This window comes from Streptomyces luteolus, from assembly GCF_029968015.1.
Classification (GTDB): domain Bacteria; phylum Actinomycetota; class Actinomycetes; order Streptomycetales; family Streptomycetaceae; genus Streptomyces; species Streptomyces luteolus.
Window position 1 is genome coordinate 35,297 of the sequence record NZ_JASCIS010000013.1, and the last position, 19,215, is coordinate 54,511.

The following is a 19,215-nucleotide window of genomic DNA, read 5'->3' on the forward strand; positions in this document are numbered from 1 at the left end:
CCGCCCCGTACACCTCCCCGTTCCCGTCCCCTCTACGACAGCTGTGGCGCCCTGCCGGGTGAATGCTGAACGTTTCCCAGCGCTGGGACCGACGGTACGTCACACTCGGGCCGCTGCCGCACGGTAGTTTTGCCACAGTCGAACCCAGAGGCAAGCCACTGTCTCGGTTCCGGTAAATTACATCACGTCAGATCTGTCCGAATTGGTCATCATTGGCTCTGTTCGGTCAGCATTGCTCGGCACGGGCGCGAGGCCGCTGGGGAAGGCGAACCTCGACCCACACTGGAGGTCCGGTGACGACACGTGGAGTTCTGTACGTGCACTCCGCTCCGCGCGCGCTGTGCCCGCACGTCGAATGGGCAGTCGCGGGCGTACTCGGCGGGCGGGTGAACCTCGACTGGATCCGGCAGCCCGCCGCCCCCGGTACGTGGAGATCCGAGTTCTCCTGGCAGGCCGAGCCCGGCACGGCCGCCAAGCTGGCCTCCGCGCTGCGCGGTTGGCAGCTGCTGCGCTTCGAGGTCACCGCCGAACCCAGCGCGAGCACGGAGGGCGAGCGGTACAGCGCCACCCCCGACCTCGGCATCTTCCACGCCGTCACCGGCATCCACGGCGACATCCTGATCCCCGAGGACCGGCTGCGCGCCGCCCTCGCCCGCTCGCAGCGCGGCGAGAGCGACCTGGAGTCCGAACTCTCCGGCCTCCTCGGCAAGCCCTGGGACGACGAGTTGGAGCCGTTCCGGTACGCGGGCGAGGGCGCGCCGGTGCGGTGGCTGCACCAGGTCGTCTGACCAAAATCAGCCCCTCCGGCGTTTGAGGAGCTGGGGTCCGGGGGCGGAGCCCCCGTGGCGGACACACAAGAAGGCCCCGCCCGGACAACCGGGCGAGGCCTTCTGCGTACCGAAACTCAGACCGTACGGAACGCCAGCACGACGTTGTGACCGCCGAAGCCGAACGAATCGTTCAGGGCGGCGATCGTGCCCTCGGGAAGAGCCCGCGACTCGCCGCGGACGATGTCCGCCTCCGCCTCCGGGTCGAGGTTCTCGATGTTGATCGTCGGCGGGGCGACACGATTCTTCAGCGCGAGGACCGTGGCCACGGTCTCCACGCCGCCCGCACCACCGAGCAGGTGACCGGTCATCGACTTCGTGGCCGAGACGGCCACGTGGTCCAGGTCGTCGCCGAGGACCTTGCGCAGCGCGCGCAGTTCGCCGATGTCGCCCTGCGGGGTCGACGTGGCGTGCGCGTTGGCGTGCACGATCTCGGCGGGCTTCAGGCCCGTGGAGTCGAGCAGGTTCTGCACCGCCTGCGCGATACCCGTGCCGGACGGCTCGGGCTGCGTGATGTGGTGGGCGTCGGCGGAGATGCCCTGGCCGACGGCCTCGACGTAGATCTTCGCGCCGCGGGCCTTTGCGTGCTCCTCGGACTCCAGGACGACGACGCCGGAGCCCTCGCCGAGCACGAAGCCGTTGCGGTCGACGTCGTAGGGACGCGAGGCGCCCTGCGGGTCGTCGTTGTTCTTGGACATCGCCATCATGTTGCCGAACGCCACCATGGGCAGCGGGTGGATGGCGGCCTCGGTGCCACCGGCGATGACGATGTCGGCGCGGCCGGTACGGATCATCTCGATCGCGTAGCCGATGGCCTCGGCGCCGGACGCGCACGCGGAGACCGGGGTGTGCACACCGGCGCGGGCGTTCAGCTCGATACCGACGTTGGCCGCCGGGGAGTTGGGCATCAGCATCGGCACGGTGTGCGGGGAGACGCGGCGTACGCCCTTCTCCTTGAGCACGTCGTACTGGTCGAGCAGCGTCGTGACGCCGCCGATACCGGAGGCGATGACCGCGCCGAGGCGGCTCGGGTCGACGCCGGACTCCTCTTCACCGGCGGCGCCGGTGAGGCCCGCGTCCTGCCAGGCCTCGCGGGCGGCGATCAGCGCGAACTGCGCCGAGCGGTCCAGCTTGCGGGCCTGCGGGCGCGGGATGATCTCGGTCGGTTCCACGGCGATCTGGCCGGCGATCCGGACCGGAAGCTCTGCGGCCCACTCCTGCTCGAGCAGGGAGATGCCGGAACGGCCCGCGAGCAGGCCCTCCCAGGTAGAAGCCGCATCGCCACCCAGCGGTGTGGTTGCGCCGATACCGGTGACGACCACGGTGCGATTGGTCGAGTTCACAGGGATTCTTTCTCCACGTAATAGGGATACAACGGCGCCACCGCCGGGTGGCGTTACCGACTGGCAGAGGGTCAGCTCTGGTGGTCGGCGATGTACTTCGCGGCGTCGCCGACCGTCTTGAGGTTCTTGACGTCGTCGTCCGGGATCTTCACGTCGAAGCGCTCTTCGGCGGCGACGACGACCTCGACCATGGACAGCGAGTCGACGTCCAGGTCATCCGTGAAGGACTTGTCCAGCTGGACGTCCTCGGTGGGGATGCCGGCGATCTCGTTCACGATCTCCGCGAGACCGGCAACGATCTCTTCCTGAGTGGCGGCCATGTGGCGCTCCTTCGTATGTATCAGATGGTTTGCGGCATCGGCCGGGATCCTTCGCGCAGACGGGAAATCTCCGCGCAGGTCCGTACGGTGCCTAGGGGAGGGTAACGACCGTGGCGGCGTACACGAGACCCGCCCCGAAGCCGATGACCAGCGCGGTGTCGCCGCTCTTCGCTTCGCCGGTCGCCAGGAGCCGCTCCATCGCGAGCGGGATCGAGGCGGCCGAGGTGTTGCCGGTGGTCTCCACGTCACGGGCGACCGTGACGTGCTCCGGCAGTTTCAGAGTCTTCACCATCGAGTCGATGATCCGCATGTTCGCCTGGTGCGGGATGAAGACGTCCAGGTCGTCCGGGCTCAGGCCGGCGGCGTCGAGCGCCTCCTTGGCGACCTTCGCCATCTCGAACACGGCCCAGCGGAACACCGCTTGGCCCTCCTGCGTGATCGCAGGGAACTTGAGGTTGCCCTGGTCGTCCAGGGGCAGCTGCGACACGTCGCCGATGTTGAAGTCGGTCCACGGCACGGTCTGCTTGATCGTCTCGGACTTGTCGCCCTCCGAGCCCCAGACCGTCGGGCCGATCGCCGGCTCGGCGGACGGGCCGACGACGACCGCGCCCGCGCCGTCACCGAACAGGAAGGCCGTCGCCCGGTCGGTCAGGTCGGTCAGGTCGCTGAGCCGCTCCACGCCGATGACCAGGACATGCTCGGCGGAACCCTCGGAGATCAGGCCCTTGGCGAGGGTCAGTCCGTAGCCGAAGCCGGCGCAGCCCGCGGAGATGTCGAACGCGGCGGCCTTCTCGGTGCCGAGCTTGTCGGCGATCTCCGTGGCCACGGCAGGGGTCTGCTTGAAGTGCGAGACGGTCGAGACGATCACGGCGCCGATCTTGTCGGCGGTGATCCCGGCGTCGGCGATCGCCTTGCCGGACGCCTCGATCGACATGGCGGCGACGGTCTCCTCGTCGCTCGCCCAGTGCCGCGTGGCGATGCCGGAGCGGGAGCGGATCCACTCGTCGGAGGAGTCGATCGTCTCGAGGATCACCTCGTTGGGCACGACCCGGGTCGGACGGTAGCCGCCGACACCCAGGATGCGCGCGTACGGGGCGCCCTTGCTTGGCTTGATCTTCGACATGCTCTCGAGGCTCCTACTCAGGCCGTCTGCGAATGTTCGGCGATCAGGGCGCGGGCCGCGTCGAGGTCGTCGGGGGTCTTCAGGGCGAGCGTCTTCACACCCGGCAGAGCGCGCTTGGCCAGGCCCGTGAGGGTGCCGCCGGGGCAGAGCTCGACGAGCGCGGTCACCCCGAGCTCCTTGAAGGTCTCCATGCACAGGTCCCAGCGGACCGGGTTGGCGACCTGCCCGACCAGACGCGCGATCACCTCGGCGCCGGAGTCCACGGCCTGCCCGTCCTTGTTCGAGACGTACCGGACCTTCGGGGCGGCCGGGGACAGCTGCTTCGCGGCCTCGTCCAGGACGGCGACGGCGGGGCCCATGTGCTCGGTGTGGAACGCGCCGGCGACCTGCAGCGGGACCACGCGGCGGGTGCCCTCGGGCTTGTCCTCGGCAAGCGCGGCGAGCTGCTCCATGGTGCCGGCGGCGACGATCTGACCGGCGCCGTTGACGTTCGCCGGGGTCAGGCCGTGCTTCTCCAGGTGCGGCAGGACGGCGTCGGGCTCGCCGCCGAGCAGCGCCGACATGCCGGTCCGCGTGATGGCCGCGGCGTCCGCCATGGCCAGACCGCGCTTGCGGACCAGCTGCAGGGCCGCGGTGTCGTCGAGGACACCCGCGAGCGCGGCGGCGGTGATCTCGCCGACGCTGTGTCCCGCGACGGCGTCCGGCGCGGTCTGGTCGGGGGCCGCGCCGAGCGCCGAGGCCGAGAGCAGCCCGGCGGCGACGAGCAGCGGCTGCGCGACCGCGGTGTCACGGATGGCGTCGGCGTCGGCCTGCGTGCCGTAGTGGGCGAGGTCGAGACCGATGGCGTCGGACCAGGCGGCGAGCCGGTCGGCGGCGCCGGGGAGTTCGAGCCAGGGAGTCAGGAAGCCGGGCGTCTGGGCGCCTTGGCCGGGAGCGACGAGTACGAGCACTCTCACACTCTCTCTTGTGGACGGTGGGCACCGCCCGTGGGGACAGGGACGAAGAACAGTCAGGGGAATTGTGGACCCCCGACAAAAGTCTAGGACTGGGGATCCCCGTCGACCAGACGCCCCAGGATCAGCGCGATCCGCAGGGTGAACGCGGACCTTACATCGGAGGGCGACCAGCCGGTGACGTCAGTCACACGTCGCAGCCGGTAGCGGACGGTGTTGGGGTGAACGAACAACATGCGTGCGGCGCCTTCGAGGCTGCTCGCCTGTTCCAGGTAGACGCTCAGGGTCTCCAGGAGCGCGGAGCCGGCCTCCTCCAGCGGTCTGTAGATCTCCTCCACCAGCTGCTCGCGCGCGGCCGGGTCTCCGGCGATCGCGCGCTCCGGCAGCAGATCGTCCGCGAGAACCGGGCGCGGGGCGTCCTGCCAGGCCGAGCACGCCTTCAGCCCGGCGGCCGCGTTCTGCGCGGACCGGGTGGCGGCGAGCAGGTCGGGGACCACGGGCCCGGCGACGACGGGACCCGCGGCGTACGGGCCGATCAGGGCCTTGGCCACGGCGAGCGGGTTGTCGCTGCCGCCCGCGATCACCACGAGCCGGTCGCCGAGCACCCCGGTCAGGACCTGCAGCTTGGCGTGGCGCGAGGCCCGGCGGATGGCCTCGACGGTCAGTTCGCTGTCCCCGTCGGGTGCGGTGCCGAGCACGACGCACACATGTTCCGGGGAGTTCCAGCCGAGCGCGGCGGCCCGGGAGACGGCGCCCTCGTCGGCCTCGCCGGAGAGGACCGCGTTCACGACGAGCGATTCGAGCCGGGCGTCCCAGGCGCCGCGCGCCTCGGCGGCCTGCGCGTACACCTGCGCGGTGGCGAAGGCGATCTCCCGCGCGTAGACGAGGAGCGCCTCGCGGAGGACCGATTCGTCGCCGGGGGCCGCGACCTCGTCGATCGCGGACTCCATCACCTCGATCGTCGTACGCACCATCTCGACGGTCTGGCGCAGCGTGATCGCCCGCGTCAGCTCGCGCGGGGCGGTGCCGAAGACGTCGGTGGAGATGGCCTGCGGCGCGTCCGGGTGCCGGAACCACTCGGTGAACGCGGCGATACCGGCCTGCGCGACCAGTCCGATCCAGGACCGGTTCTCCGGCGGCATCGCGCGGTACCACGGCAGCGTCTCGTCCATGCGCGCGATCGCCTGTGCGGCGAGGCTCCCGGAGGACTGCTCAAGTCGCTTGAGGGTCGCGGCATGCGAGTGCGGGGCGGGCGGCTGCGGAGATTCGTCTACGGGTTCGGGCACGGGACAAGACTGCCTTATCGGGGCGGGTCGGCGGAGTGCCGGGGCCAGGTCTTGCCGTCACACCCCCGTCGTCGCCCGGCGGGCGGCGAGAGTGCGTGCATGGCGCCGCAGGGCAGACGGGGGTGTGACGGCACGACCTAGGGTTGGGGGCGTGATGGACGTACGGCGCGCCGACGAGCGCTACCCCGGGGGCGACCCGCAGGCCGGCATCGAGTCGTGGCACGCGTTCTCCTTCGGACCGCACTACGACCCCGGCAACCTGCGCTTCGGCGCGATCATCGCCTGCAACGAGGAGCGGCTCGCGCCCGGCGCGGGCTTCGACGAGCACCCGCACAGCCACACCGAGATCGTCACGTGGGTGGTCGAGGGCGAGCTGACGCACCGGGACACGGCGGGCCACGAGTCCGTGGTCCGCCCCGGCGACGTGCAGCGGCTCAGCGCGGGCGGCGGCGTCCGGCACGTGGAGCGCAACGCGGGCCCGGACCCGCTGGTCTTCGTCCAGATGTGGCTGGCCCCGCTGCGGCCCGGCGGCGAACCGTCGTACGAGGTGGTCCACGGCATAGCCGACTCCACGCCGTACGAGGTCGCCGAGGCGGGCGCGATGCTGCACGTACGGCGCCTCGCGGCGGGGGAGCGGACGGCGGTCCCAGACGCGGAGCACGCGTACGTCCACGTCACCCGGGGTGAAGTCGCCCTCGGGGACGCCGAGTTGGGGCCGGGGGACGCGGTGCGGCTGACGGGGGAGTCGGGCCTGGAGATGGTGGGGCGGTCGGGGGCGGAGGTGCTGGTGTGGGAGTTGCCCGCGCCGTGGACTCCGCCCGCGCCCTGAACCCTGAGCTACCGCTGCTTCAGCTCGGCGAGTACCGCGTCCGTGAGCGGGGGCCAGGCGTCGATCGCCCACTGGCCGAAGGCGCGGTCGGCGAGGGCGACGCAGGCGGCACTCGCCTGGGGGTCGATCCACAGGAACGTGCCGGACTGGCCGAAGTGGCCGAACGTCCGCGGCGAGGACGAACTGCCCGTCCAGTGCGGGGACTTGGAGTCGCGGATCTCGAAGCCGAGGCCCCAGTCGTTGGGCTTCTGGTGGCCGTACCCGGGCAGGATGCCGGAGAGCCCGGGGTGCACCACGGACATCGCCTCCACGACCGTACGGGGGTCGAGCAGCCGCGGCGCCTGCACCTCGGCGGCGAACCGCACCAGGTCGTCCACCGTGGACACGCCGTCCTTGGCGGGCGAGCCGTCGAGCGTCGTGGCGGTCATGCCGAGCGGTTCGAGCACGGCCTGCCGGGCGTACTCGGCGAACGGCATGTCGGCGGCCTTCGCGATGTGGTCGCCGAGCACCTCGAAGCCGGCGTTGGAGTAGAGGCGCCGGGTGCCCGCGGGCGCCGTCACCCGGTGCTCGTCGAAGGCCAGACCGCTGGTGTGCGCGAGCAGATGCCGCACCGTGGACCCCTCGGGCCCGGCGGGCTCGTCCAGCTCGACGGCCCCTTCCTCGTACGCGACGAGCGCCGCGTACGCCGCGATCGGCTTCGTCACGGAGGCCAGCGGGAAGCGGTGCGATGTGGGGCCGTACGTGCCGGCGACGGTCCCGTCCGCGCGGACGACGGCCGCTGCCGCGGTGGTGACCGGCCAGTTCTCGATCTGGGCGAGGCTCTGCATGTGCATGAGCGTACGGGGTGCTTCTTGGGCCGACGGACCCGCACCCTGGACGTGCGGCCCCCTCGACCGGCCTCCGGTCCTGCCCTCAAGTGCCTTTCATCAGCTGGTCCAGGTCCTGTTCGTCCAGGGAACCGATCGTCGGGTGCCCGGGTACGGGGCGGGGGCGTGGATCGTCGGCCCGTCGTACGGCGACGGTGAGCCACCCGGCATCGGCGGCGGCATCCAGCTCCGCGCCGGAGTCGCTGAGGAACAGCGTCGCGTCCGCCGGTGTACCGATCGCCGCCCCGATGCGTCGGTAGGAGGCCGCGGACTGCTTGCTCCCCGCGTTGTCGAGGTCGAAGTAGCCGTGCAGGAGCGGGGTGAGGTCGCCGTACGCGGTGTGAGCGAACCAGTTCACCTGGGACGCGACGGATCCGGAGGAGTAGACGTGGAGCACCGCGCCCGACGCGTGCCAGCGGCGCAGCACCTGTGGGATCTCGGCGTAGACGTGTCCGGTGAGGGAGCCGTCGGCGTAGCCCGCCTCCCAGATCCAGCCCTGGATCTTCTTCAGCGCAGGTGCTTTGACGTCCCTGTCGGTCCACTCCGTGAGCGTGGCGACGGCCACGGCCTCGTTCAGCGATCCGGCTCCCAGGAAGACCCGGATCTCCTCGATGAGCGCGACCGCCCGTTCGGTGCCGCGGTGGTCCGCGAACCATCGGGGCAGCCGCTGTCGTGCGTACGGGAAGAGCACGTCGTGGACATGTGCGGCGGAACCGACGGTGCCCTCGATGTCGAGGACGACCGCCGTGCCGTTCATCGGCTCCCTGCCAGGAGGGCGTCGAGCCGGGGGAAGTGCCGGGCGATCGGGTTCTCGGTGAAGTGGCCCACCCAGCCGTCCTCTTCCTTGAAGAAGCGGAGGGCGGCGAACTCCGGACGCGCGCCCATGTCGAACCAGTGCCGTGTGCCGGCGGGCACGGACAGCAGGTCTCCGGCTTCACACACGACGGCGTACACCGTGCTCCCGGAGTGGAGGTAGAAGCATCCGGTGCCGTGGGCGAAGAACCGCACCTCGTCCTCGGTGTGGCGGTGCTCCTCCAGGAAGGCGGAGCGCGCCTTCGCCGCGCGTGCCTCCCACTCGGGCCCGGGTGCCGGGTGCAACTGCACCACGTCCACCAGGACATGACCGTCACGCTCGCACAGGGCGTCCGCCTCGGACCGGTAGGCGGTCAGCAGATCCTCCGGCGTGGTCTCGGCGGTCACCTCGGTGCGCAGGTCCCAGTGGCCGTACTCGACGCCGAGCGCTTGCAGTTCGGTGCCGATACGGGCGGCGTCACGGGTCCTCAGCTCCACTTGTTCCGGGCTGTCCTGCGGCATCACCTGGAGCAGGGTCATCGGGTCACGTTCTCCTTCGGGTCGGTGCCGCCGTGCCGGGCGCCGAGGACGATCAGCCCGCAGATGGCTTCCAGGCACTCCAGCCGGTTGCGTGCCTGAGCCAGGTTCCCGCCCCAGGTCGTGATGCCGTGGTCGGCGATGAGCAGGCCGGGGGGAGCGTCGGGGTGTGCGCTCAGATAGGCGGCCGCCTCGTCGGCGATCGTCCGTACGTCGGGCCAGTTGCGGAAGACCGGGAGCTCGGTTCCGGAGGGGTCGTCGAGGCCGAGTCCCTTGAGCAGTTCGAACCGCTCCAGCGGGAGTACGGCCGTCCCGGCGCTCTCGCCGGTGCGGGACGCCATCACCGTGGCGTACGGCGCGTGTACGTGGATGACCGCGCGGGCGGCGGTGACCCGGTACACCGCGGCATGGATCGCCGTCTCCGCCGACGCTTTCAGTTTTCCGGCCGTCAGGAGTTCGCCGGTCGTGGCGTGCACGGTGACCATGTCGGCGGCCGTGAGGCTCCCCTTGTCGCGACCGCTGGCCGTGATCAGCGCCGTTCTTCCGTCGTCGGAAGGCAGGCGTACGGAGAGGTTCCCGGAGGTACCGGGCATCCAGCCGCGTGCGTAGAGGGCTCGGGAGAACTCCGCGACGGACGTACCGGCGGCGGTGAACTCGTTGCGCATGCCGTCGGTCTTCATCACATCTTCACCTCGCACAGGGACAGCAGGTCGTAGCGTTTGAGCCGCTCGCCATCTCGCAGGCCGGGGAGTGACACGAGTACCGCCATCCCGGCGACCTCGGCCTGCGCGGACTCGACCAGTCCGGCCGCCGCGAGCAGCGTGCCTCCGGTGGCGAGGACGTCGTCCACGCACAGCACCCGGTCGCCCGGAGGGATCGCACCCTGCCGGAGCTCCAGGCGGTCCGTCCCGTACTCCAGCGCGTACTCGACGGTGTGCACCACGCCGGGAAGCTTGCCGGGCTTGCGTACGAGGGTGAGCGGCACCCCGGAGCGTGCCGCCAGGACGGCGCCCAGGAGGAAGCCGCGGGACTCCACGGCGACAACCCTGTCGAACGTGCCGCGGAAGTGCTCGCGCACAAGCCCGGCCGTCTGGTGGAGCAGGCCGGGCTCCGCGTAGAGCGCGGACAGGTCCTGGTAGGTGGTTCCGGGCCTCGGATGGTCGGGAAACGCCTCCAGGAGCCCGGCGATCCGGGCCCGGAGGGTTGCGGCACGCTGGTCGTGGTGAACGTGGCTCGGCCGGACCACCCGGCGCTCGCTGACGATCGCGGTGATCAGTTCGCTCGGGGTCACGTCGAACGCGGGGTTGAACACACGGGCGTGCGCGGGCGCCACCACCGAGCCCCCGATACCGGTGACCTCCGCGGCGTCGCGCTCCTCGACCACGATCCCGCCGCCGTCGGCCAGATCGTGGTCCCAGGTCGACTCCGGCGCGACGACGACGAAGGGGACACCGTGCCGGGCGGCGGCCACGGCGAGTCCGTACGTGCCGATCTTGTTGGCGGTGTCCCCGTTGGCGGCGATCCGGTCCGCGCCGACCAGTACGCAGTCGACCATGCCCTGTGCCATCGCGGCGGCAGCCGCGGAGTCCACGCATATCCGGTAGGGCACTCCGGCCTCCGCGAGTTCCCAGGCGGTGAGACGGGAGCCCTGGAGCAGCGGGCGGGTCTCGTCGACCAGAACTTCCCTCACCCGCCCGCGGCGGGCGAGTTCGAGGATGCCGCCGAGAGCCGTACCCACGGCGGCGGTGGCGAGGCGGCCCGTATTGCAGTGGGTGAGGAGCCGCAGCGGGCGATCCGGTACGAGCGACTCGACCAGTTCCGCGGTACGCGACGCGGCGGCGGAATTGACCGCCACATCCTCGGAGACCATCCGCACTGCCTCTGCCAGCACCGCCCGAGGACCGTACGGCAGCTGCGCGAGGGCCCGCCGGACACCCCAGGCGAGATTGACGGCCGTGGGTCTGGCGGCGGCCAGGCGCTCGGCGTCGGCCCGTACCGCGTCCTCATCGACCGCGTCTGTGTGCGCGTGCCGGTGTACGCGGGTGGAGAGAGCGACACCGAGGGCACCGGCGAGCCCGAGGGCGGGAGCACCGCGGATCGCCAGGGCCCGCACGGCGTGGATGAGTGCGTCGATGTCCTCCAACCGCAGCAGCTCGTACGTTTCCGGAAGGGCGCGCTGGTCCACGGCCATGACGGCGTCGTCCTCCCAGTACAGGGATAAGCCGGGACTGTCACCCGGACCCGCACCCTGGAGCTCGTCGATCGATGCGCCCATGCGCATCCTCACCTTCTCTTCCTTCGCCCGGCGCCCCTCCGGCTCTGCGGGAGGGGGCGCGCCAACGGTCAACTGGCGGGTGTACACGGAGAGTTGGGCGTACCCGGCCTTCCCCTCTCGTCGGCGCCGGAAACGCTTGCTGGCGTACAGGACCGTTCTGCGCGACGCGCATGACAGCTGACGGTCGGTCGGTCAAGGGGTGTCCACTGGCCGTGATCCCGTAAGTACTTTGAGTAATCGCCCGGTCGGGGGGAACCTCGCAGGTCGTCGGCCCGCGGGCGGCTCCGGCTTCCTTGCGGGGCGGTGCGGTGCGTGACTGGCCACATAGGCGCTGACCTGCGTGTACGCCCATGCGGAGAAACCCTCCGCACGTCCGAAAGAAGCCTGTCCTACCCCTCGGTCTGTCAGTTCACTTGGTGATCGCGCCCAGATCACTTGGTGATCACACCCAGATGGGCCCACCTACAGGGAGGCGAAAGATTGGCGACACACACGGGCAGGACCGTTCACAAGAAGCCCCCGGACGTGCCCAGTTCGGTCGTCGTACTCGACGCACCGGGAGCGGGGTACGCCGAGGGGGCGGAACGGGAACGGCAGATCATCGGTCCGCTCGGCGACGTCCGTCCGCTGATCGTGCCGGCCGAGCAGCGGGGCCGCCTCCATGAGGTGGAGGCCGACTACGTGATCCTCTGGCACCGGGTCTCGCTGGATGCGGAGTTCTTCGAGAGGTCCGCCTCCTGCCGGGCCGTTGTCTGCGCCAGCGTCGGCTACGACCATGTCGACATCGAGGCCGCGCGGGCCCGGGGTATCCCCGTCTACCACGTTCCGCACTATGGAACCGAAGAGGTCGCCGACCACACGCTGGCACTCTTCCTCGCCCTTGAACGCCGACTCGGCGAACTCAGGGATCACGTACGCGACCACGGATGGGACTGGCGCGCGATCGGCGAGCCACGGCGGCTCAGCGAGATGGTCTGGGGGGTGGTGGGCCTCGGCCGCATCGGCCTCGCCGTGGCACGGCGAGCGCAGGCGTTCGGATTCCGGGTCGTCTTCCACGACCCGTACAACCACCCCGGCATCGAGAAGGCGCTCGGCCTGGAACGGAGCCATCAACTCGACCAGTTGCTGGGGGAGTCCGATGTCGTCAGCCTCCACGTGCCGCTCACCCAGGAGACCCGCCACCTCCTTGACGCCGGTCGGCTGCACCGGATGAAGCGGGGCGCTGTCCTGGTGAACACCGCGCGTGGCGCACTGATCGATGTCTCCGCACTCAGGGCCGCGCTGGCCGAGGAGAGACCCGCACGTGTCGGTCTCGACGTGGTCGAGGGCGAACCCGACGTACCCATGTGGCTCCGGATCCACTCAAAGGCGCTGGTCAGCCCCCATGCGGCGTTCTACTCCGTCCGCTCCCTGAGCGAACTGCGCACCCGAGCCGCCGAAGCGGTGCGCCAGATGATCAACGGTGAGCCGGTCACCTCGGCAGTCGAGGTCGTCTGAGAGCCGCCCAGCCGCCCCAGCCGCCCCAGCCGCCCCCACCCGTCGCCCCACTTCGAGGAGAGCCGGATGACCATCGAGGCAGCCCCCGCCGTCGCTCAAGAGCAATGGACCGACTGGAAATGGCAGCAGCGCAACGCGATCCGCACCGCGCGCCAGTTCAAGGAGCGCTTCCCGCTGTGCGACCAGGAGCTGCTGGACCGGATCACCAGTCACAACCGTTCCAAGCGGTTTCAGGTGACGCCGTACTACCTGAGCCTGATCGGCACCGACCCGGACACCGGAGGCCCGCAGCTCCAGGACCCGTTATGGAAGCAGGTCGCCCCCGTAGGTCCTGAGCAGGCCGAGGCCCCGTACGCCTACGACGGGAAGACCGAGAACTGGGAACTCCCGCATGAGATGGTCACCGCCATCGCCCAGCACAAGTACGAGAACCGCGTGATCGTGCGCTACGCGAACGTCTGCCACGCCTACTGCCAGTTCTGTTACGAGGCGCTCCGCACGCTCGACAAGGACTCGACGAAGGCGACCTTCGACCGGAACCACTGGCGTGCGACGCTGGACTACCTGCGCGTGCACCCGCAGGTGGAAGAGGTCATCCTGAGCGGCGGGGAGCCGTTCATGCACAGCAACGATCAGATCGACCAGGTGCTGCGCGAAGCCCGGGCCGCCCGTCCCGACCTGATTCTGCGCATCCACACGCGGGCCCTGACCTTCAACCCCTACCGGATCGACGAGGCTCTCGCCGACGTTCTCGCCCGCCACGGCGTCGTATCGATCGGCCTGCACGTCACCCACCCCAGGGAACTGACCCCGGAGTTCGACACAGCGGTCCGGTGCCTCCAGAAGGCCGTCCCGATCATCTTCGCCAACGTCCCCCTCCTCGGAGGTGTCAACGACACCCCGGAGACCATGCGCGAGCTGTCCATGGGCCTGTACCGGCGGGGCGTGCACGCGGGCTACCTCTACCACTTCATGCCGCACAGCCCGGAGTCCGAGTGCTTCCGTACGCCAGTGCAGCGCGGAGTGGAGATCGTGCGCTCCCTGAAACGCCACATCTCCAACCCCGCCGTTCCCGAGTACGTACTGCCGCACGCCACCGGCAAGTACACGGTTCCGCTCGTCGATTTCGACTCCGCCGCCGGCTACCCCCGGCACGTTCTCGACGACAACGGCCTGCGGGTCCTTGAGCTCGTCAACTGGCAGGGCGAACGGGTCCATTACCCCGATCTGGACCTCGCATGACCCCGGCCGCCGTCGAGCAACTCGCCTCCCTGGCCGCCGCCCGGCTGGAGAAGACGCTCTCCGCCGACGCCATGCGCCACAACCTGGCGACGATGCGTGAGGCGGCAGCGGGGAGGCGGATCATGGCCGTCGTCAAGGGCGACGCGTACGGACTCGGCGCGCCCGCGGTCGCCGGTGTTCTGGTCGCCGCGGGTGCGGACGCACTGGCCGTGGACACCGTCGCGGAGGGGGCCGAACTGCGGGAGCGCGGCATCGAGGCCCCGATCCTGGTGATGGATGTGGACGTCACCGATACCGCGACAGCCTGCGCCCGGCACCGGCTCATGCCCGCCGTCGCGACCGTGGAACAGGTGAGGCGTCACGCGACGGTGGCGCGGCGTCAGGGGGCGCCGGTCACCGTGTGGCTGCGCGCCAACATCGGGTTCAACCGGTTCGGGCCGCGTGAGGAGCGGGAGTTCGCCGCGGTCCTCGGCGCGCTGAGCGAGACCCGCGCAGCCGTCCGCCCGGCCGGGATGTTCGCCCACCTGTCCAGTTCGGACCAGGACAGGAAGGAGACCATCGAGCAGGTCGGGACATTCCGGTCCCGGCTGACCCTGGCGCGCGCGGCACTCGGTCCGCAACTTCAGGCATCGCTCGCCGCCACCCACGGGCTGCTGCATCCCGAGGCGTTGCGCGGCACCGGCTGGGTGCGGCCCGGCATCGGCCTCTACGGCCTGCTCCGGTCCGGCAGCGTGGAGGAGGCCGGGGCGGCAGACACCAAAATGAGCCGGCTCCGGCCCGCGATCACGGTACGTGCCAGGGTGCTGGATCTCCTCTCCGTCACCCGGCCGGAGGGGATCGGTTACGTCCGGTCTGCCGTCGTCCCTCCCGGACGGCGCCTTGCCTCCGTCGCCATCGGCTTCTCCCGCGGAATCACCGGAACGGCTCCCGCGTTCAGCGGGCTCCTGCGCGGCAGGAGCTGCGCGATGGTCGGCCGCCCCGGCATGGACTGCACCCAGTTCGACGTGACGGATGTGCCGGCCGCCCGCCCAGGTGACTGGATGACCTTCATCGGCCGGGACCCGGACGGCAACGGTCCCCGGCGCACGGCCCAGGACGCAGGGCGCGAGCTGGGTCTGAGCCTGTACGAGCTCCTCGCGACCCTCCGCATGCCGGTACGGCTCGAAGACCAGGCAGCCCCGCTGACCCCGCAGGTCCGCTGACCCGCTGACCCCGCAGGTCCGCTGACCCGCTGACCCGCTGACCCGCTGACCCGCTGACCCCGCAGGTCCGCTGACCCGCTGACCCGCAGACCCGCTGACCTCGCAGACCCGCTGACCCGCTGACCCGCACACCCTGCAGATCCGGTGACCTGCTGACCCGCAGGTCCGCTGACCTCGCAGACCCGCCGCAGACCCGCAGGTCCGCTGACCCGCTGACCCGAAGATCCGCACACCCCGCAGATCCGGTGACCTGCTGACCCGCAGATCCGCTGCCCCGCAGATCCGCTGACCCTGCAGACCCGCAGACCCGCAGATCCGCTGCCCCGCAGATCCGCTGACCCTGCAGACCCGCAGACCCGCAGGTCCGCTGACCCGCTGACCCGCAGACCCGCTGACCCGCAGATCCGCTGCCCCGCAGATCCGCTGACCCCCATCAGTGAGAGTGGAGGAGATCATGTCCGATGACCTTGCCCTGGAACGGATTCCACCCCGCGACGGTGTGCTGCGACCGGCCGCAGACGTCCCCGAGGGCTCCGTGGAAAGCCTTCTCAACGACGCCCTGCGCGGCCCGGTGGAGCCGCTCGACCTGAATTCCGGTCACCGCTCCCTGCTGGCCGCGCTCGACGAGGCGCTGCGCCGCGGCCGGGCCGACGGCGACGCGGTCGCTCTGCTCGACGCGCACCGCAGCGCGTACACCGTCTACGAGGGCCTGCTCGGCCATCCGCTGGGCATCGCCGCACACGAACGCAGCTCATGGCTGAACGCGTTCCGCTGGAAGTACGAGGAAGCGGTCCTGCGCGCCGACACCGGCGCGATCGCCGACCGCCTGCCCGACCGGCGGGACGCCATGCGTCCCGAGTTCGTGCGGGACTGGTTCCTCACCGAGGCCAAGGAACGCACCGCGCTCGACCGCCGAGTCGAAACCCACCTGGCGGAACGGGCCACCGTGGAGCAGCTGGCCCTCTTCATCCAGGCCGACGGGTACCTCAACTACCGCTTCTACGACGCACTCGTGCTGGCCCAACCGCATTTCATGGAGACCGTGAAGCACGAGATCAGCCGGCACCTGTGGGACGAGTGCGGCGAGGGTGAACGGCACCGGGCGCACACGCTCCAGTTCACCCGAAGCCTGCAGACCCTGGGCCTCTCCCTGCCGACGGTTCCGCCCTGGGAGGACTGGCGCCCCTACGCCGGACACAACCTGTACTTCGTCCTTGCCTGCAACCGGCGCAACCACTTCAAGGCGCTCGGCAGTCTGGCCATGCCGGAGCTGTTCGACGTGGACCGGGACGCGGCCGTCGTCAGCGGACTCGAACGGCACGGGTACGGCGCCGAGCGGGACTTCGAGTTCTTCCACAACCACATGGAGGGCGACGCCGAGCACGGACCCGAGTGGCTCGACGGCGTGATCCTGCCCATCGTCGAGGCCGAACCCGAAGCCGGCATCGAGCTGATCACGGGCGGGGCGCTGCGCATGCTCGCGATGCGCCGCTACAACGAGTACCTCGCGGCGCTCCTCGACGTGACCGGAACCGTGTCCGGAACCGTGTCCGAGCAGCCCGCATGAACCCGAGGGGGAACAACCCCTTTCCCTCCCTGGAGATGACGGAACGTGCCCTCGGGCTACGGGCGCGGGAGCGGCTGAGCACCAACGAGAACGAGTTCGGCCCCGCGCCCGAGGTGCTGCGGGCGGTGTCCGACGCCGCGGGCGAGGCGCACCGCTACCCCGACTGCGATCACCGGGTACTGCGCGAGGAGCTGGCATCGCGGCTGCGGACCGAGCCGGACAGCATCCTGGTCGGCTCCGGAGTGGACGGGCTTCTCGGTGCCACGGCCCGCACCTTCCTCGGCCCCGACCGGGCCGCGGTGACCAGCGAGGCGACCTACCCCACGTTCGGCTACTTCGCGCGGGCCCAGGGAGCGGATCTCCGGCTTGTGCCCTACAGGTCGGGGCGGGTCGACCTCGGCGCTCTGGCACGCGCGGCCCACGAGACCCGTGCAGCCGTCGTCTACCTCGCCGACCCCGACAACCCGACCGGCAGCTCTCACGGGGCGGCAGCCGTACTCGATCTGGCGGACGCCCTGCCCGCGCACACGGTGCTGGTGGTCGACGGGGCCTACGCCGAGTACCAGAACGCGTCCTGCCGGCTGACCGCCGGCCAGGTGACGGCCCGTCGGATCCTGTGGCTGAGGACCTTCTCCAAGGCCTACGCGCTGGCCGGGCTGCGGATCGGGTACGCGGTCGGTGCGCCCGAGTTGCTCGGCACGCTGGCCCGCGGCGCCGAGCACTACGTCGTGGGCCGGGTGTCCGAGGCGGCGGCCCTCGCCGCGCTCGATGCGGCGGCACACCTTTCCCACGTCATCGAGGAGACCACCGTCGGGCGGGCGCACTACACGGCGGCCCTGAGCCGGCTCGGCATGACCGTGCTCCCCGGAACAACCAACTTCGTCACCGCCCGACTGCCCGAGGCGGCCACGGCCCGCCACCTCACCGACGCCCTGGCCCGGCACGGGATCTTCGTACGGAGCCTGACCGCCCCCGGCATGACCGACTGCCTGCGCATCAGCATCGGGCCCGCCACCCAGCGCGCGGTGGTCCTGGCCGCCATCGAGCGGGCTCTCGACCACCGCACCGCCGTGACCACCTCGTAGCCGGACATCCGGCACCCGCGTCCTCCGTTCCCTCCCTGAAGGAGCCTCCATGCCTGCGTCCTCCATGCCGGCGTCCTCCACGCCGGCGTCCTCCCCCGAGCTGTCAGCGGTGCAGATCGCCGAGTCGGTGTGCCCCGGCCACCCGGACAAGGTCGCCGACCAGGTGTCGGACAGTGTCCTCGACGCGTTCCTCACCGCCGACCCCTTCGCCCGGGTCAACTGCGAAGTCCTGGTGACCCGGGGCGCCTTGGTCGTCACCGGACAGATCACCTCCACCGCGGACGTGGACGTCGAAGCGACGGTCCGTACGGTTCTGGCGGACGTCGGCTACCACGACTTCTCACGGCACGGCCTGACCGCGGACACCAGCGAGGTACGGCTGCTCCTCGACCGCCAGTCACCGGAGATCGCCCACCGTGTGGACCTCGGCGGCGCCGGTGACTCGGGCATCGTCTACGGCTACGCCACCGACGAGACCCCTGAACGTATGCCGCTCAGCTGCGTCCTCGCCCACGACATCGCGCGCCGTGTCGCCACCACACGCGACGACGACGGCGCCCGGCTCCTTGGCCCGGACGGCAAGGTCCAGGTCCAGCTGACCGGTGGACCGGCGGCCGGCGAAGAAGGGGAGCCACGGGCCGTGGTCGTGGTCTCGGCGCAGCACTCGCGGGAGCTCTCTCTCGGCGATCTGGCGGAGACCGTGACCGGAAAACTCGTCACCCCCGCCCTGCGGGAACGCGGCGTCACACCGGCCCAGGTCTACGTCAACCCGGCGGGCACCTTCGTGGTGGGCGGTCCGTCCGCCGATGCCGGACTGACCGGCCGCAAACTCATGGTGGACTCCTACGGTGGTCTGGTGCGCCACGGAGGCGGCTGCTGTTCGGGCAAGGACGCCACCAAGGTCGACCGGTCCGGCGCCTACGCCGCCCGGTACCTGGCGGCGAACCTGGTCGCGGCCGGGCTGGCCCGCCGGTGCAGGGTCGGACTGGCCTATGCCATCGGGCACCCGACGCCCGTCTGGATCGACGTGGACTTCCTGGGAACGGGAACGGGAACGGGAACGGGAACGGGAACGGGAACGGTGAGCGGCGACAGCGTCGCGCGGGCCCTGCCCGAGCTCGTGGATCTGCGCGTGGAGGCTGTGATCGAACGCCTGGAGCTACGTGCGACGAGGTTCCTGCCGACCGCCACCTATGGGCACTACGGCCGCCCCGACCAGGACTTCAGCTGGGACCGCACCGGGCTGGCCGACGACGTACGAGGCCGTTTCGGAGACGCTTCCTGAAACAGCGCCGCCCGTTCGCGTCATCCCCTCGTCGATCCGTACCGCAGTCGGGTGTATGTACGCGTACGCCCGACTGCTTCGGGTCCCACCGTGGAAAAATGCGCCCCGCGTCGAAGAGCTGGTCGAAGAGCTGGTCGAAGAGCTCACGGACTCGGCGCATCCCCTCGCCCTCCTGAGATCTCAAGG

18 protein-coding genes are annotated in these 19,215 nt (G+C 70.6%); 8 read left to right on the forward strand and 10 right to left on the reverse strand.

The annotated features are described in order from the left end of the window. The first annotated feature begins 293 nt into the window (after positions 1-293). Positions 294-788 carry a DUF3145 domain-containing protein gene (locus QIT00_RS14915; RefSeq protein ID WP_282535724.1) on the forward strand — a complete coding sequence of 165 codons (495 nt, stop codon included), beginning with the start codon at positions 294-296 and terminating at the stop codon, positions 786-788. A gap of 116 nt (positions 789-904) precedes the next feature. On the opposite strand, the gene fabF is transcribed toward QIT00_RS14915, so the two are convergent. From fabF to QIT00_RS14940, 5 genes are all read right to left on the reverse strand, one after another. Continuing rightward, positions 905-2,170: a beta-ketoacyl-ACP synthase II gene (fabF, locus tag QIT00_RS14920; protein ID WP_282535725.1), complete on the reverse strand. Its 1,266-nt coding sequence runs from the start codon at positions 2,168-2,170 to the stop codon at positions 905-907. Positions 2,171-2,241: 71 nt separating this feature from the next. Further along, on the reverse strand, positions 2,242-2,490 hold the full coding sequence (locus QIT00_RS14925) for an acyl carrier protein (RefSeq protein WP_282535726.1): 249 nt from the start codon (positions 2,488-2,490) through the stop codon (positions 2,242-2,244). 91 nt (positions 2,491-2,581) lie between these two features. Next, positions 2,582-3,613 (reverse strand): ketoacyl-ACP synthase III, encoded by a 1,032-nt coding sequence (locus QIT00_RS14930; RefSeq protein WP_282535727.1) that lies wholly within the window; start codon positions 3,611-3,613, stop codon positions 2,582-2,584. Positions 3,614-3,630: 17 nt separating this feature from the next. Beyond that, positions 3,631-4,563, reverse strand: coding sequence for an ACP S-malonyltransferase (locus QIT00_RS14935; protein ID WP_282535728.1), 933 nt, complete (start codon positions 4,561-4,563; stop codon positions 3,631-3,633). 89 nt (positions 4,564-4,652) lie between these two features. Then, the gene (locus QIT00_RS14940) at positions 4,653-5,852 is read right to left on the reverse strand and encodes a PucR family transcriptional regulator (protein ID WP_282535729.1); all 1,200 of its coding nucleotides are present in this window, start codon (positions 5,850-5,852) and stop codon (positions 4,653-4,655) included. 151 nt (positions 5,853-6,003) lie between these two features. Between QIT00_RS14940 and QIT00_RS14945 the strand changes: the two genes are divergently transcribed. After that, positions 6,004-6,681 carry a pirin family protein gene (locus QIT00_RS14945; RefSeq protein ID WP_282535730.1) on the forward strand — a complete coding sequence of 226 codons (678 nt, stop codon included), beginning with the start codon at positions 6,004-6,006 and terminating at the stop codon, positions 6,679-6,681. Between the two features lie 8 nt (positions 6,682-6,689). On the opposite strand, the gene QIT00_RS14950 is transcribed toward QIT00_RS14945, so the two are convergent. From QIT00_RS14950 to mtnA, 5 genes are all read right to left on the reverse strand, one after another. Beyond that, positions 6,690-7,508 (reverse strand): serine hydrolase domain-containing protein, encoded by an 819-nt coding sequence (locus tag QIT00_RS14950; protein ID WP_282535731.1) that lies wholly within the window; start codon positions 7,506-7,508, stop codon positions 6,690-6,692. 85 nt (positions 7,509-7,593) lie between these two features. After that, positions 7,594-8,304, reverse strand: a complete 711-nt coding sequence (gene mtnC, locus QIT00_RS14955) for an acireductone synthase (RefSeq protein ID WP_282535732.1) — start codon at positions 8,302-8,304, stop codon at positions 7,594-7,596. After that, positions 8,301-8,879 carry a 1,2-dihydroxy-3-keto-5-methylthiopentene dioxygenase gene (locus QIT00_RS14960; protein ID WP_282535733.1) on the reverse strand — a complete coding sequence of 193 codons (579 nt, stop codon included), beginning with the start codon at positions 8,877-8,879 and terminating at the stop codon, positions 8,301-8,303. The genes mtnC and QIT00_RS14960 overlap by 4 nt, the downstream gene beginning before the upstream one ends. Beyond that, positions 8,876-9,556, reverse strand: coding sequence for a methylthioribulose 1-phosphate dehydratase (mtnB, locus tag QIT00_RS14965; RefSeq protein ID WP_282535734.1), 681 nt, complete (start codon positions 9,554-9,556; stop codon positions 8,876-8,878). Before mtnB ends, QIT00_RS14960 begins: the two co-directional genes overlap by 4 nt. Beyond that, positions 9,556-11,151 carry an S-methyl-5-thioribose-1-phosphate isomerase gene (gene mtnA, locus QIT00_RS14970; protein WP_282535735.1) on the reverse strand — a complete coding sequence of 532 codons (1,596 nt, stop codon included), beginning with the start codon at positions 11,149-11,151 and terminating at the stop codon, positions 9,556-9,558. Before mtnA ends, mtnB begins: the two co-directional genes overlap by 1 nt. Before the next feature lie 480 nt (positions 11,152-11,631). Between mtnA and QIT00_RS14975 the strand changes: the two genes are divergently transcribed. The 6 genes from QIT00_RS14975 to metK all read left to right on the forward strand — a co-directional run bounded on the left by QIT00_RS14975 (position 11,632) and on the right by metK (position 19,029). Then, entirely contained in the window at positions 11,632-12,648 is a 1,017-nt protein-coding gene (locus QIT00_RS14975) for a C-terminal binding protein (RefSeq protein WP_282535736.1), read from the forward strand. A gap of 66 nt (positions 12,649-12,714) precedes the next feature. After that, a complete protein-coding gene (locus QIT00_RS14980) occupies positions 12,715-13,890 on the forward strand; it encodes a KamA family radical SAM protein (protein ID WP_282535737.1) in 1,176 nt (391 codons plus the stop codon). Then, complete coding sequence (gene alr, locus QIT00_RS14985) at positions 13,887-15,092, forward strand: alanine racemase (RefSeq protein ID WP_282535738.1); 1,206 nt, start codon at positions 13,887-13,889, stop codon at positions 15,090-15,092. Before QIT00_RS14980 ends, alr begins: the two co-directional genes overlap by 4 nt. Positions 15,093-15,546: 454 nt before the next feature. Further along, the gene (locus QIT00_RS14990) at positions 15,547-16,659 is read left to right on the forward strand and encodes an iron-containing redox enzyme family protein (RefSeq protein ID WP_282535739.1); all 1,113 of its coding nucleotides are present in this window, start codon (positions 15,547-15,549) and stop codon (positions 16,657-16,659) included. Between the two features lie 35 nt (positions 16,660-16,694). Beyond that, the gene (locus QIT00_RS14995) at positions 16,695-17,744 is read left to right on the forward strand and encodes an aminotransferase class I/II-fold pyridoxal phosphate-dependent enzyme (protein ID WP_282535740.1); all 1,050 of its coding nucleotides are present in this window, start codon (positions 16,695-16,697) and stop codon (positions 17,742-17,744) included. Between the two features lie 49 nt (positions 17,745-17,793). Continuing rightward, positions 17,794-19,029, forward strand: coding sequence for a methionine adenosyltransferase (gene metK, locus QIT00_RS15000; protein ID WP_282535741.1), 1,236 nt, complete (start codon positions 17,794-17,796; stop codon positions 19,027-19,029). The last annotated feature ends 186 nt before the right edge of the window (positions 19,030-19,215 follow it).

Bases quoted from the DNA above. Each gene is read 5' to 3' on its own strand.
- mtnC (WP_282535732.1), bottom strand. From the start codon at position 8,304: ATGAACGGCACGGCGGTCGTCCTCGACATCGAGGGCACCGTCGGTTCC.
- QIT00_RS14960 (WP_282535733.1), bottom strand. From the start codon at position 8,879: ATGACCCTGCTCCAGGTGATGCCGCAGGACAGCCCGGAACAAGTGGAG.
- QIT00_RS14990 (WP_282535739.1), top strand. From the start codon at position 15,547: ATGTCCGATGACCTTGCCCTGGAACGGATTCCACCCCGCGACGGTGTG.
- QIT00_RS14930 (WP_282535727.1), bottom strand. From the start codon at position 3,613: ATGTCGAAGATCAAGCCAAGCAAGGGCGCCCCGTACGCGCGCATCCTG.
- mtnB (WP_282535734.1), bottom strand. From the start codon at position 9,556: ATGAAGACCGACGGCATGCGCAACGAGTTCACCGCCGCCGGTACGTCC.
- alr (WP_282535738.1), top strand. From the start codon at position 13,887: ATGACCCCGGCCGCCGTCGAGCAACTCGCCTCCCTGGCCGCCGCCCGG.
- metK (WP_282535741.1), top strand. From the start codon at position 17,794: ATGCCTGCGTCCTCCATGCCGGCGTCCTCCACGCCGGCGTCCTCCCCC.
- QIT00_RS14980 (WP_282535737.1), top strand. From the start codon at position 12,715: ATGACCATCGAGGCAGCCCCCGCCGTCGCTCAAGAGCAATGGACCGAC.
- QIT00_RS14925 (WP_282535726.1), bottom strand. From the start codon at position 2,490: ATGGCCGCCACTCAGGAAGAGATCGTTGCCGGTCTCGCGGAGATCGTG.
- QIT00_RS14995 (WP_282535740.1), top strand. From the start codon at position 16,695: ATGACGGAACGTGCCCTCGGGCTACGGGCGCGGGAGCGGCTGAGCACC.
- QIT00_RS14950 (WP_282535731.1), bottom strand. From the start codon at position 7,508: ATGCAGAGCCTCGCCCAGATCGAGAACTGGCCGGTCACCACCGCGGCA.
- mtnA (WP_282535735.1), bottom strand. From the start codon at position 11,151: ATGGGCGCATCGATCGACGAGCTCCAGGGTGCGGGTCCGGGTGACAGT.